Annotated in this window: 12 protein-coding genes; 5 read left to right on the forward strand and 7 right to left on the reverse strand. The window is 41.6% G+C overall.

Annotated features, from left to right (window positions below):
• Nucleotides 1-82: 82 nt before the first annotated feature.
• From L641_RS0114160 to L641_RS0114170, 3 genes are all read right to left on the reverse strand, one after another.
• Nucleotides 83-1288 (reverse strand): aspartate aminotransferase family protein, encoded by a 1206-nt coding sequence (locus L641_RS0114160; protein WP_024602228.1) that lies wholly within the window; start codon nt 1286-1288, stop codon nt 83-85.
• 370 nt (nt 1289-1658) lie between these two features.
• Entirely contained in the window at nt 1659-2819 is a 1161-nt protein-coding gene (locus L641_RS0114165; protein ID WP_016900057.1) for an HDOD domain-containing protein, read from the reverse strand.
• A 45-nt stretch (nt 2820-2864) separates the two neighbouring features.
• Nucleotides 2865-3446 carry an aminodeoxychorismate/anthranilate synthase component II gene (locus tag L641_RS0114170; RefSeq protein WP_013463824.1) on the reverse strand — a complete coding sequence of 194 codons (582 nt, stop codon included), beginning with the start codon at nt 3444-3446 and terminating at the stop codon, nt 2865-2867.
• 231 nt (nt 3447-3677) lie between these two features.
• Between L641_RS0114170 and L641_RS0114175 the strand changes: the two genes are divergently transcribed.
• From L641_RS0114175 to glpD, 3 genes are all read left to right on the forward strand, one after another.
• Entirely contained in the window at nt 3678-3920 is a 243-nt protein-coding gene (locus L641_RS0114175; RefSeq protein ID WP_013463823.1) for a YdcH family protein, read from the forward strand.
• A gap of 168 nt (nt 3921-4088) precedes the next feature.
• Complete coding sequence (gene glpK / locus L641_RS0114180; RefSeq protein ID WP_024602229.1) at nt 4089-5594, forward strand: glycerol kinase GlpK; 1506 nt, start codon at nt 4089-4091, stop codon at nt 5592-5594.
• Between the two features lie 5 nt (nt 5595-5599).
• Nucleotides 5600-7102: a glycerol-3-phosphate dehydrogenase gene (glpD, locus tag L641_RS0114185; protein ID WP_024602230.1), complete on the forward strand. Its 1503-nt coding sequence runs from the start codon at nt 5600-5602 to the stop codon at nt 7100-7102.
• A gap of 7 nt (nt 7103-7109) precedes the next feature.
• Here glpD and L641_RS0114190 read toward each other — a convergent pair whose 3' ends face one another.
• Nucleotides 7110-7508, reverse strand: a complete 399-nt coding sequence (locus L641_RS0114190) for a thioesterase family protein (protein WP_024602231.1) — start codon at nt 7506-7508, stop codon at nt 7110-7112.
• A 31-nt stretch (nt 7509-7539) separates the two neighbouring features.
• Here L641_RS0114190 and L641_RS0114195 point away from each other — a divergent pair, with 31 nt between their 5' ends.
• Nucleotides 7540-8244, forward strand: a complete 705-nt coding sequence (locus L641_RS0114195) for a 2OG-Fe(II) oxygenase (RefSeq protein ID WP_024602232.1) — start codon at nt 7540-7542, stop codon at nt 8242-8244.
• A gap of 109 nt (nt 8245-8353) precedes the next feature.
• On the opposite strand, the gene L641_RS0114200 is transcribed toward L641_RS0114195, so the two are convergent.
• From L641_RS0114200 to acnB, 3 genes are all read right to left on the reverse strand, one after another.
• Entirely contained in the window at nt 8354-9586 is a 1233-nt protein-coding gene (locus L641_RS0114200; protein WP_024602233.1) for a cysteine desulfurase-like protein, read from the reverse strand.
• A 10-nt stretch (nt 9587-9596) separates the two neighbouring features.
• Complete coding sequence (locus L641_RS0114205; protein WP_013463817.1) at nt 9597-10229, reverse strand: 2OG-Fe dioxygenase family protein; 633 nt, start codon at nt 10227-10229, stop codon at nt 9597-9599.
• Nucleotides 10230-10430: 201 nt separating this feature from the next.
• Complete coding sequence (gene acnB / locus L641_RS0114210; RefSeq protein WP_013463816.1) at nt 10431-13028, reverse strand: bifunctional aconitate hydratase 2/2-methylisocitrate dehydratase; 2598 nt, start codon at nt 13026-13028, stop codon at nt 10431-10433.
• 323 nt (nt 13029-13351) lie between these two features.
• Between acnB and L641_RS0114220 the strand changes: the two genes are divergently transcribed.
• Complete coding sequence (locus tag L641_RS0114220; RefSeq protein WP_024601195.1) at nt 13352-14680, forward strand: IS4 family transposase; 1329 nt, start codon at nt 13352-13354, stop codon at nt 14678-14680.
• Nucleotides 14681-14689 lie beyond the last annotated feature (9 nt).

Genomic DNA, 14689 nt, shown 5'->3' on the forward strand with positions numbered 1-14689 from the left:
ATCCGCTTACTCCCTTATATATAACGGTAAATAGGAACTGCAAGGCAAACTACGTTTGCCCCTAAAGAAGTTGAATTAGCAATTACGCATTTACAACGTGGGCTACTGCTTTTTCAAAGCGTGCCATACCTTCGCGAATATCCGCTTCTGGTATTACTAAAGAAGGTGTGAAACGAACCACATCAGCACCAGCAACCAATGACATTAAGCCATGCTCAGTACCGGCAACTAAAAACTCTTTTGCACGGCCTTTGTATTGCTCGTTTACCACAGCACCAATTAATAAACCTTGGCCACGAATTTCACTAAATACGTTGTACTTGTCGTTAATGGCATTTAATAGCTCAGTAAATAACGCCGACTTTGCTTTAACGCCCGCTAAAACTTCTGGGTTATTTACAGTATCAAATGCAGCTTCTGCAACTGCACACGCTAATGGGTTACCACCGTAAGTAGAACCATGTGTACCCACTTTAAGATGCTGTGCAATATCAGTGGTTGTTAGCATAGCGCCAATTGGGAAACCGCCACCGAGAGCTTTTGCTGAGGTTAAAATATCAGGCACTACGTTTAAACCTTGGTATGCGTATAGCTCACCTGTACGGCCAACACCTGATTGTACTTCATCAAAAATAAGCAGTGCGTTGTGTTTAGTACATAAATCGCGAACGCCCTGTGCAAATTCGTCAGTTGGCGAAATGATACCGCCTTCACCTTGAATTGGCTCCATCATTACCGCACAGGTGTTATCGCTGATCAGTGCTTCAAATGCGGCAAGGTCATTGTAATCACAATGAACAATGTCGCCTGGCTTAGGACCAAAACCATCTGAATAGGCTGCTTGACCGCCTACAGTAACGGTGAAGAATGTACGGCCATGGAAACCTTTATTAAAGGCGATGATTTGCGATTTTTCTGCGCCAAATTTATCAAGCGCAAAACGGCGCGCTAACTTAAGTGCCGCTTCGTTTGCTTCTGCGCCTGAGTTTGCAAAGTAAACTTTTTCAGCAAATGTCGCATCAACCATTTTTTTAGCTAAGCGAAGTGCCGGCTCGTTGGTCATTACATTTGATAAATGCCAAATTTTTTCGCCTTGCTCTTTTAATGCGCCCACTAATGCAGGATGGCAATGGCCAAGACAGTTAACGGCAATACCACCAGCAAAGTCGATAAACTCTCGTCCTTGTTGATCCCATACACGAGAGCCTTCGCCTCGAACAGGAATTACGCTTGAAGGTGCGTAGTTAGGAACCATTACGTGATCAAATAATTCGCGATTGACTGTCATTTTATTTCCTCTTAATTGTGTGCATCACAAAGCAGTAGAATAGGGGTGTGATTATTGTTAATAACCAAATGTGCCGGCAAAAATTAATAACTGTATATTTGCCTGAAACTACGTTGTGGTTCAATTTTCAGGCGCTCATTATTTCAGAAATTTAGGGGGATGTCTCTTCAAAAACTTTCATGTACCCCTTTAAAATAAAGGGCTTAAGATATTATTTCATAGATAGTGAATAACTATTTGAGAGCTAATTATGATGTGCATTTACCTTAGTGAGCGCCTCTACAACGAAAAAAGCATGGCGCTTATAAATCAACTGCACATGAATAAGTAGAATTAAAGTGAATGAATAGTCGCAAAAAAATTAACAGATTTAATCAATTTGAAGTGCCAAATTAGTAAAATTACCTGTTTTTAGGGTATCTAACTCTTTTTTAGTGAACTGATAATAGCTAAACCAGCTTTGTAATTCATCGTCTTCAATCAGCTGGTGCTCTTTTAAATTTAAATATTGAGAATAACAGCGAGCCTTTAAAATCACTTGCGATAATGGCAATAAACTATCGCCCTTTTCAACCCCATTCACTAACTGCTGCATAACACTGTTAAAGGGCAAATATTTGAACGACATGGTTTCTATGACCTTGGCGCTGACAAGCAGTGATTTTTCGTGTAGCAGTGTTGTTAAAAATAACGGATCTGGTTTTAGCTCTAATAGCGCGGTGTGTAGGTTTTTATCACCTTCTTCACGAGCACGCAGTACTTTGCGCTGCCATACCTGATCAAACACTTTTAGGTATAAGCGCACTAAAGCAATTTGCCCTACATTCAGTAACATGCCCAATGTAAACGCATGCATTGGGTTTACCCCGTTAAGCTGGGCAAGCGTTTGCGCTGCAATGGCACACGACATGGTGTTGTCTTTTAACCTGCGTTTTAATAACGTGAATGGTTCTGTGCTATGTGGCATCCAATGACGCACTGCAAAAGTAGGCACTACCAGTTGCAGGTTGTCTAAGCCCAAATAACGTAATGCCAACGCTGGGGTATCTACTTTGACTGAGGTGCCTTTACTGCGTTGCTTACGATAAAAAGGTAAATTAACTAAGGTAACCAGCTCTCGCCCCAACCAACTTAAATCGTTAATTAGCGGCTCTAGACGGCCAACCGAGGCGGCGCGAGTAGCCAGTATATCGAGTATGGCGCACACGTTATCTTCTATGCCAATGGTGTCTTTAATCACAAAATCGATGTCTTCAAGACGTTTAGCAATCACGCTTTCAATAACGGTATGGAGTTTTTGACTGGTTTTAGCCTGTAACTTTTGATGTGAAGAGCTTTTTTGTTGGCGCTTTTGCTGCGCAGCTACTTCTACTTCTAATAAGGTGCGTTTTTTAACGGGTTTGCCGTCATTAAGATCTAAGGTATGAATAAAGCCAATTTGCTGATTGGCAAAACTATGACCCAGTAGCAAATCATGCGCTCGTTGGTTTAGCACATTAACAATACGCTGTTGCTGCAATATGTCGGTCATAAGCTCTATCTTAGGGCAAAAAGTAAATAGCTTGCAGGTATAAGCCTAGAAGCGCGTTAAAAAGTTATCAAGTAAAGCTAAGCCCTGCTCGGTCAAAATCGCTTCAGGGTGAAATTGCACACCTTCAAGTGCGAGCTCGTTATGTAATAATCCCATAATTTCATCACGCTGCCCAGCGATGCTTTGAGTCCATGCTGTTACTTCTAACTCCTTTGGCAATGAGTGCGCTTCAACAATTAATGAATGGTAGCGGCACACCGTAAGTGGATTAGGTAGGCCTTTAAACATGCCTTGGTGCTGATGATAAATAGGCGATGTTTTTCCATGCATAACCTGTTTAGCTCGCACTACTTTACCACCTAGCACTTGAGCAATGGTTTGGTGCCCCAAACAAATACCTAATATAGGATAAACTCCTTTAAACTGCTCTACCACAGATAACGACACTCCCGCTTCAGTCGGGTTTTTAGGTCCTGGAGAAATCACAATATGATCTGGGTTTAACTGTTTGATCTCACTCAGCGTTATTTGGTCGTTACGTTTTACCAACACGTCTTGATCTAAGCGCTGAAAATACTGTACCAAGTTATAGGTGAACGAGTCATAGTTATCGATCATTAAAAGCATGTAATAAAGTACTCAAAGTAATTAGGGCCTGTCGCAGGCATATTCTAACTGAAGCCTTTGCAGGTGTCAGTGTTTTGCAGCCCAGCAAACATAAATAGACACACTAACAACCAATAACGGTTGATTTATTTTAGATCAGCCCAAGCTCTGTTGTATGGGGACACCCCAAGTCACTGATCATTTTTATATAACGTGACGTGTATTATGCAACAGCCATTTAAGGAGTAACCTATGTTAGGCGAAGACCATTCATTAACTAAAGATTTTCCTGATTACACGCAAACTATTGCAAAACTTAATGCAAACGATGAAAACTTTGCAACCAAAGCAAAACAATACAATGAAATCGATAAAGAAATTCGAGTACTTGAGCTACAAGACTCACCCATAGATGACGAAGCCATGCAGCAGTTAAAACACGACAGAATGGTATTAAAAGATTGGCTACATCAACAATTAACGGATGCTAATTAATTGTTGTTATTTGGCGCCTATTAAATTGTAGGCGCCAGAATTGAGTGTTCACCTCCCTCTCCTACCTTTCGCTCATCTATAATTTTAACCATTATGGTGCAAAAGCATTGCTATTCGTTTAGCTTAAAGACAAGCTGTCTTTATCTAAATTAAACAACACTATTTTTTATGTCTAAATACATACTCTCGATTGACCAAGGAACGACAAGCTCTCGAGCTATTTTATACACTAAAGATGCCGAGGTTTTTGACACGGCTCAACAAACCTTCCCTCAACACTTTGTGAAAAATGGTTGGGTTGAACATGACCCTGTAGATATTTGGCAAACCGTATTAAGCAGCGTTAAAAACGTATTATCGCAGCAACAAGTCACTGCCGCCGACATTATTGCCATTGGCATTGCTAACCAACGAGAAACCACCTTAGTGTGGAATAAAAAAACCGGGCAATCTATCTACAATGCGATTGTGTGGCAAGACCGACGTACCAGTGACTATTGCGATAATTTACGTCATGCTGGGCATACACAAATGGTGAATGATAAAACCGGTTTAGTACTCGATCCTTACTTTTCTGCAACCAAAATTCGTTGGATTTTAGATAACGTCAAAGGCGCTAAAGAGCAAGCACACGCAGGTGAACTAGCATTTGGTACGATAGATACCTACTTGCTATGGCAACTCACTAACGGTAAAGCTCACAAAACCGATGCTACCAATGCCTCTCGTACATTACTGTTTAACATTCATCAGCAATGCTGGGATGAAGAGTTACTGGCTTTATTTAATATTCCAGCGTCGATGCTACCTGAGGTAATGGACTCAGCGGCTGACTTTGGGGTGACTGCAAGCGAGCTATTTGGTGGTGAAATTCCAATTTGCGGTATAGCAGGCGATCAACAAGCCGCCTTAATTGGTCAAGCTTGTTTTGAAGAAGGAATGGCAAAAAGTACTTACGGAACGGGCTGCTTTTTAATGCTTAACACTGGTGATAAAGCACTAAAATCAAATAATCGTTTATTAACCACTCTTGCGTATCGGCTCAACGGCAAACCCACCTATGCGATTGAAGGCAGTATTTTTATGGCTGGTGCCACCATGCAGTGGATAGTAGAGGGCTTAAAGTTATTAGAAAACGCAGGTGAAAGTGAAGCCCTCGTCAAAGATGTTCCCTTGGATCATGGGGTATTCTTGGTTCCCTCGTTTACAGGCTTAGGTGCGCCCTATTGGGATGCAAATGCCCGAGGCGCAATTTTGGGCCTAACCCGAGACTCAGGCATTAGCACTATTGTTGCAGCTGCCTTGCAGTCGGTGGGTTATCAAACCAAAGATTTACAAAAAGCTATGGAAGGTGACGGACTCCGACCTAGTATTCTAAGAGTTGATGGCGGCATGGCAAACAATAATTGGGCAATGGCGTTTTTAGCCAATATTTTAGGCGCAAGCGTTGAGCGCCCCACTCTAACCGAAACCACTTCGTTAGGGGTTGCTTACTTAGCCGGTTTGCAAACTGGGGTGTATGAATCAACTGCGCAGCTTGCCAGCATGTGGAAAAGCGATCGTCGCTTTGAACCAACCATGAGCAGTGAAGAGCGCAACGATTTATACGCAAAGTGGCTACATTGCATTGCACAAGTTAGACTTTCTAATAGCAATGACGGCGAGAGTGAGTAAAATCTATGAGCGCACACGACAACGAATATGACTTACTCATTATTGGCGGCGGTATTAACGGCGCTGGCATTGCTGCCGATGCCAGTGGTCGCGGTTTAAAAGTATTATTGTGTGAGCAAAACGATTTAGCCTCAGCCACTTCCTCTAATAGCAGTAAGCTTATTCATGGCGGGCTACGCTATTTAGAGAATTATCAATTTAGATTGGTAAGAGAGGCATTACGTGAACGTGAAGTGCTATTAAAAAAAGCGCCGCATATTATGTGGCCACTGTCTTTTCGACTGCCGCACCAAGCACATTTACGTTCGCCATGGATGATTCGTGTGGGGTTATTTATTTACGACCACCTAGCCAAGCGTAATACTTTACCCGCTTCAAAGGCGATTGAGTTTAACAGCGATAGCGTTCTTAACAGCAGCATTACCCAAGGCTTTGAATACGCAGACGGCTGGGTTGATGACGCACGTTTAGTGATTTTAAACGCCCAAGCGGCTCATAATTTAGGCGCTACCATTGCAACACGCACGCGCTGCATTAAAGCAACGCGTAACGCAGATTATTGGGATGTGATTTTAGAGCAACAAGCCAGCAAGCAGCACCTAAATATAAAGGCAAAAAGTGTTGTAAATGCCGCAGGCCCATGGGTCGCGTCATTATTTGAAGATGTATTTACCCAGCCCACACCGCACACTATTCGCCTTGTGAAAGGCAGTCATATTGTAGTGCCCCGACTCCACGATGAGCCAGTTGCCTATATTTTACAAAATGAAGATAACCGCATTGTATTTGTCATTCCTTATGAGCAAGATTACTCACTGATTGGCACCACTGATGAAGAGTACACCGGCGATATTGCTGATGTAAAAATTAGTGAGCAAGAAATACAGTATCTTATCAGTATCACTAACCATTACTTTAAAAACACAATAAGCGCGGCCGATATTGTGCACAGCTTTAGTGGGGTGCGGCCACTATTAGATGACAAATCAACAGATGCTCAAGCGGTGACCCGTGATTACAAGCTGATATTAAGCAACGACACCGATCATGCCGCTTTATTAAGTGTGTTTGGCGGTAAAATTACTACCTATCGAAAGCTTGCAGAAAATGCCGTCAATAAATTAGTGCCTTTTTACCCAAAGATGAGTGGCTCGTGGACGAAAGATGCCCCTTTACCAGGCGGCGACTTTAGTAACCAAACATACCTTATCGCTCAGTTAGAAAGTAGCTACCCTTGGCTGGCAATCGACACCTTAAAACGTATGGTTCGCAGCTATGGCACGCTTAGTTATCAATTACTGGGGAACAGCCAAGCAATCGGCGATTTAGGTTATCACTTTGGTCATGGTCTGTATGCGCAAGAAGTTGATTACTTAGTAAACCATGAATGGGCAAGAACCAGCGCAGATATACTTTGGCGACGAACAAAGCTTGGGCTGCGCTTTTCAGAAAAACAAGTCATTGCCTTGGGGCAATATTTAACTAAACATCCAGCTTGTCATAGTTAAGCTGCGATTAACTAACTGCTACAAGGTGCTGTGTTAATGCGGCTTTTTCATCAGTCGAAAGTGGTTGCTTTGTTTTACTAACAAAGTCATAACGTACCATCACCGTTTTACCAATGGCGCAGCACTTATCTTGCTGCCATGCTTCTTGGCGGATCACAAATGAACTATTGCCAATTTGCTCTATGCTGGTGTTAATTGTCACCTCATGGGCATAAAATAGTTCGCCAACAAACGACACTTCAACTTTAGCAATGATTAACTTCCAGTTGTGTGGATTTAGATCTGGCGTAAAAAATTTAAAAATAGGTACTCGGGCCGCTTCAAACCATACGGGGAGTACGGTATTGTTGATGTGTCCGAGTGCATCCGTTTCGCTAAAACGCGGCATCACTTTTTCAGTAAACATAATAATCCAATAATAATTAAACAGGTAACTCATGACGGACTTTATCCGCGTGTATGACAACGCGCTCAGTAATGAATTTTGCGATAACTTTATCACTACCTTTTCTCAAAGCCCGCATATTAAACAAGGGATGACATCGGGCGGTGTTGATCTTAATAAAAAAGATAGCCACGACTTATACTTAAACAATCATCCTGAATACGCAGAACAATTAAAACATATTCAACAAACCACTGCACAGTATGTTTTCAACTACATTGAAGAACATATTTTTATGATGATTGGGGCATTTGGTTTAAAGGTATATCACCCAAAAACAGGACAACCGGTTGATTTAACTCACGCCAACTATGACGAGGTAGGTAAACCACAACTCCCCTTATTGGTACAGCAAATTTTTAGACTCGGTAATATTCAAGCGCAAAAATACGAAGTAAATAAAGGCGGTTATCCGTATTGGCACAGTGAGGTGTATCCGCAGCTACAGCATAATGAAGCACTGCATCGGGTGTTGTTATTTATGTTTTATTTAAATGATGTTGAAGAAGGCGGAGAAACCGAGTTTTATTATCAAAATCGTAAAATAGCCCCTAAAAAAGGCAGTATGGTGGTTGCCCCAGGCTACTTTACCCATACACATAGAGGCAATAAGCCAGTATCAAACGATAAGTATATTTTAACCTCATGGGTTTTGTTTAATCGAGCAGAGCAAATTTATGGAACGCCACAAAGCTAAAGCGGTCAGCGGTCAGCGGTCAGCGGTCAGCGGTCAGAAATTAACTAACTGCTGACTACTGTCAAGTATTTGCATTAAACTGAAAGCTGACGGCTTATAGCTGACAGCTTCAAATCAGCTCATCAAACAAGTCAAACAAAGTGTCCATCTCTTCAATGGTGTTGTAGTGCATACAACCAATGCGTACTACGCCGCCCTTATCAAGCACACCCAGTTGTTTGCATAAACCTTGGGCGTAAAAATTACCATCCCATACACATACATGGTGTTTACCCAAAAATTCAGACATTTGGCGAGGCTCTAACCCTTCAAAGGTCAGTGCGAACGTAGGGGTACGCTCACTCAAACGCTCTAAATCGTCTATACCAAACAACTTAATTTTTGGGTAGTTAACTAGACGCGTTAAAAAGTATTCACTCAATGCCATTTCATGTTGTTTTGTTTTAGCAAACGCAACACGTAATTTTTCTCGGCGTGAGTGACTGTCATCAAGTTCGCTAATCGCCGCTATGTAATCAACCGCCGCAATAAAGCCTGCAAGTGCCTCAAAACTTTGTGTGCCGGTTTCCCAGCGACCTGGTGCAACATCTTTTGCTGGCTCTACTTTATAAGGTGTAAACCCTTCTAAGTGCTCAGTTTTACCATAAACCATGCCTAAGTGCGGGCCAAAAAACTTATATGCAGAACAAGCTAAAAAGTCGCAATCTAACGCTTGTACATCAATCAGTTCATGTGGCGCATAATGCACCGCATCAACATACACCAACGCACCCACATTATGAGCAAGCTCTATAATACGTTTAATATCGTTAATAGAGCCAGTGGTATTTGATGCATACGTAACCGCAACCAATTTAGTGTTAGCGTTTAATAAGCTTTCAAAATGCGCCATATCTAAACTACAATCGGCTTCGTTAATTAGCGCTGTGTTAACCACTGCGCCTTTATCTTCAGCGGCTTGCTGCCAAGACGATACATTTGAAAAATGATCAGCATTGGTCACTATAATTTCATCACCTGCTTGCCAATTGCGTGAAATTGCTCGGCTAAAGCTAAATGTTAGGCTAGTCATATTAGGGCCAAACACAATATTTTGTGCACTGGGCGCATTTAACAAATCAGCCGCCGCTTGACGCGCATTCGCCATCAGCTCAACCGTTTTGTCACTTGAGAAAAACGCACCGCCCAAGTTTGAATTGTAATGCCCTAAATAAGCGGTCATGGCATTGAGTACCGACTGAGGTACTTGTGAGCCACCTGGCCCATCTAAAAACACCGGTGACTTGCCATCAACAGTTTGCATTAAAGCAGGAAATTGCGCGCGCAATTGCATTAAATTCATTTTATTTCTCTTAAGCAGTTAGTACAAAGCAATCCAGGTAACCTGGTTTGTTAGCATCAATTTTGTTCATTGGCGTGGCGTTATGCCATACCTGACGGTCATTAATTAGTGCAAACATGCCGTCTTTTATTTCCATTTTAAAACACGGTTCAGCTTGTTGGTTTTCATAAACCAATAGCTCACCACCTTCTAAATTTTCATGAGAAACACCACATACACACACATGGTCAAACCCATCTTGATGCACACCTTCTGGAGCTGCTGGCGTATCGCTATCAATGGCAAGCATTCTAAATTGGTGAATTTCAATATCACGCTCTGCGTCAATGCCGGTGATCGCTGCAAATTCGCTAACAATGCTTTTCATACCCTCAGACTCAAGCAAGCTTTGCTCTAAGTTTTCGTAAGTACGCTCAACATTACCTTGAAAGGTATTAATTGAATCGTCTTGCACAAACGCTTTGGTCGCTTGAAGATTAAGCTCACCATTTTGTAATTTAACCACTGAATAACGGCGTTTACGAAACGCACCATCTGCATAAGGATTTGCAGGTAAGTTATCAAAAGAAGGCTTAACCAAATCAATATTGGCTTGGTTAATAAAACGAAGTTGCAGTAAATTCTGGTTGTTTAATGCGGTCATAAAATCCTGCTTATAATAATGATAATATTGTCGAGGATTTTAATGCATGTAGAGAGGATTTTTTGCTTTATTAACCATATCAATGACGATATTTAACGAAAGTTAATACAATCATGCAGCGAATTAAGCATTATCTATCTAATATTTTATTTGGACAATAAAAAACCCGCCGAAGCGAGTTTTTTAAACACACTCTATAAATTATACAGCTTGCTGAATAATTACGTTGTCTGCCTTTTTAGTGTACTGAGGCATACGGTGAAAGTTCAAGTAACGGTAGGTATCTGCTGCCGTTGCATTGATCTTCGCTGCGTATTCTTGGTACTCAGTAGGTGTAGGTAATTTGCCTAAAATTGCTGCTACTGCTGCCAGCTCTGCTGATGCTAAGAATACGTTTGCCCCTGTACCTAAACGGTTAGGGAAGTTACGTGTAGAAGTAGACACAACCGTTGCTTTGTCCGCAACACGTGCTTGGTTACCCATACACAGTGAACACCCTGGCGTTTCAATACGTGCACCAACACGACCAAAAATACCGTAGTAACCTTCGTCTGTAAGTTGGTCTTTATCCATTTTCGTTGGTGGAGCAACCCAAAGCTGTGTTGGAATACGCCCTTTAAAGCCATCGAGTAATTTACCTGCAGCACGGAAGTGACCAATATTAGTCATACAAGAACCGATAAATACTTCATCGATTTTCTCGCCTGTCACATCAGAAAGTAGGCGTGCATCATCAGGATCATTTGGCGCACACAGTACTGGCTCTTTAATCTCAGCAAGGTCGATTTCAAGTACGTGTTTGTACTCTGCGTCTTTATCAGCTTCCATTAGCTCTGGGTTTGCTAACCAGTCTTGCATTGCAGTAACACGACGTTCAATCGTACGTACATCGCCGTAACCTTCAGAAATCATCCACTTAAGCATAACAATATTAGACTCAAGGTATTCGCTGATAGACTCTTTAGAAAGCTTAACAGTACAGCCAGCAGCTGAACGCTCTGCAGATGCATCGGATAGCTCAAACGCTTGCTCAACCGTTAAGTGCTCAACCCCTTCAATTTCTAGTATGCGACCAGAGAATTCGTTGATTTTACCTTTCTTCTCAACCGTTAATAGGCCTTCTTTGATACCAAAATAAGGGATAGCATGTACAAGGTCACGTAAAGTGATACCCGGTTGCATTTCACCTTTAAAACGAACCAAAATTGATTCAGGCATATCTAGTGGCATTACACCCGTTGCAGCTGCGAACGCTACCGCCCCCGAACCTGCTGGGAATGAAATACCTAATGGGAAACGTGTATGTGAATCACCACCCGTACCTACGGTATCTGGTAATAACATACGGTTTAACCATGAGTGAATTACACCGTCACCAGGGCGAAGCGATACACCGCCACGATTCATAATAAAATCAGGAAGCGTATGGTGCGTGTTTACATCGATTGGCTTAGGGTAAGCGGATGTATGACAAAAAGACTGCATTGTTAAATCTGCAGAGAAACCTAAACAGGCTAAGTCTTTAAGCTCATCACGCGTCATAGGACCTGTTGTATCTTGCGAGCCAACCGTGGTCATTTTAGGTTCACAGTATTGGCCTGGGCGAATACCGGCAACGTTACATGCTTTACCAACCATTTTTTGCGCAAGCGTAAAGCCTTTGTCTGATACTTCAGTCATTGCTGGTACTTTAAATACGTCAGTTGCGCCTAAACCTAATGATGTACGTGCTTTGTCTGTAAGACCACGACCAATGATCAATGGAATACGACCACCAGCACGAACTTCGTCTAAAATTACCTCTGATTTAAGTTCAAATGTAGAGATCACATCATCAGTACCATGACGTTTCACAACACCTTCATAAGGGTAGATGTCGATTTGGTCACCCATGTTGAATTCATCAACATTTAATTCGATTGGTAACGCACCCGAGTCTTCCATTGTATTGAAAAAAATAGGCGCAATCTTGTTACCTAAACATACACCACCCACGCGCTTGTTTGGTACGAATGGGATATCATCCCCCATAAACCAAAGCACAGAGTTTGTTGCAGACTTACGCGAAGAGCCTGTACCAACAACGTCACCTACGTAAGCAAGTGGTAAGCCTTTAGTTTTTAATTCTTCAAGCTGAGTGATTGGACCTACTTCACCGTCTTTGTCAGGGTTAATACCATCACGCTCATTTTTAAGCATAGCTAATGCATGAAGTGGAATATCAGGACGTGACCATGCATCTGGTGCTGGTGATAAATCATCTGTGTTTGTCTCGCCAGTGACTTTAAATACCGTAACAGAGATTTTTTCAGCAACGGCTGGCTTATTGATAAACCATTCTGCAGCAGCCCAAGACTCTATAATTTGCTTGGCGTATGCATTACCTGCTTTTGCTTTTTCTTCTACATCGTAGAACGCATCAAACATTAATAATGTGTTCGAAAGGCCTTTTACTACAATTGGCGCTAACGCTTCGTCATCAAGTAGTTCAACCATTGGCGCAATATTGTAGCCACCGAGCATAGTACCTAGTAACTCAGCTGCTTTTTCTTTAGAAATCAACGGAGAAACAGCTTCACCTTTAGCAACAGCCGCTAAAAATCCTGCTTTAATGTAGGCTGCATCATCAACACCTGGTGGTACGCGGTTGATCAGTAGTTCTAGGATGAACTCTTCTTCACCTGCCGGTGGCGTTTTAATTAGCTCAATAAGATCAGCCGTCTGCTGAGCATCTAATGGCGCTGGTACGATACCTAACGCGGCACGTTCTTCTACGTGTTTACGATATTCTTGTAGCACAGTATTGCCCTCTTGGTGACGTTAAAGTATTCGGTGGTGTTTACTAAACACACCATAACCCAATACTTATAGTATTCTATCTGCCGATTATAAAGCTTTTGTGCATAGATTAAAATCCATCCAGTTAGGCAACTAGTTATACCGATTATTAATAATATGAATAGTGAAAAAAGTAAAACCAAATCCCATGAATACCTATTAAGCAGCCATAAAAAAACCCAGCCTAAGCTTAATGCAGATCAGTTAAGAATATTTTTATGATCACTTGACTGATCTTTCCATGGCTTCAAAATCCGATATTAGAAATAATATCGGATTTTTTTATGTCTCTCATTCAGCACTTCGATAACATGTCTTCATTTTTAAATGATGTACATACACTAGATAAACTTAAACAGGTTCTTGACCCTGATATTCTTGAGCAAGCATTTAAACATGCAGGTGTTGCTACTGTGCGTAAAAGGCGATTACCGCTAGAAGCTGTTATGTGGTCTGTAATTGGAATGAGTTTATTCCGAAACGAAACCGTTTGGGATATCGCTAATAGACTCGACATCTCTTTACCCGGAAAAAACAAACTAGTAGCGCCAAGTGCGCTAGTTCAAGGTCGGCAAAGGTTAGGCTATGAGTCAGTCCAACATACATTTCAATTACTTGCACACAAAACCTTTTCCACCCAGTCTTTTGAACAATGGTGCGGACTTAATTTACTCGCTGTAGATGGCGTTAGTTTTCGAACTCATGATAATCAAGAAAACAGAGAAGCATTTGGCAGTGACAGTAATCAACATGGAGAAGTAAGCTACCCACAAGTACGAATGTGTAGCCTTATGGAAGTATCTAGCCATTTACTGTTAGATAGCAGCTTTGACTCCCGTCGCATAGGTGAAATGAGCTTAGCTCAACGACTATTACCAGCCGTACCAGATAATTCTCTTACCTTGTTTGACCGCGGCTATTACTCATTAGGACTGTTGTATCAATGGCAAAACCAAGGAGATAACACTCACTGGATGTTACCCGCGAGGAAGGATTTACAGTATCAAGTTGAACATAGTATAAATGACAATGATAAAATAGTGATTTTGTCCACAAGTCCTCAAGCCAGAAAGAAATTTGAGTCATTACCAGAGACCATGATGGCAAGATTAACCACCTATAAAGTGGATGGAAAAAGCTATCGTGTACTCAGCTCTCTCATTGACCCTTTACGATTTCCATATGAAGAATTAACAGAGGTTTATACTCAACGCTGGGAAATTGAGCTGGCGTTTAGAGAAATAAAGCAGGGATTGAATCATAGCAAACACACGTTACGTAGTAAGAAACCAGACATGGTACGTCAAGAGTTATGGGGGTTATTACTCGCTTACAATTTAATACGTATCATCATGCTTGATGCAACTAAAGATGAGGATATTTTGCCTACACAGCTAAGCTTTAGCCAATCTATGCGACAGGTTATCGCTTTCTTTATGTTTACGCCAATACATAGTGCAAGTAAGTTGCCTATTCATTACGATGAGTTACTGACAACACTTAGATTGTTTATTTTACCCGATAGATTACCAGATAGGCATTATCCAAGGGTGATAAGAAAGAAGCCGAATAAGTACCCCTATAAAAGAAAATGCCAGTCAGTTCTTAACTGACTGGCATTA

The sequence above is a fragment of the Pseudoalteromonas sp. TB41 genome, from assembly GCF_000497975.1.
GTDB classification, from domain to species: domain Bacteria; phylum Pseudomonadota; class Gammaproteobacteria; order Enterobacterales; family Alteromonadaceae; genus Pseudoalteromonas; species Pseudoalteromonas tetraodonis.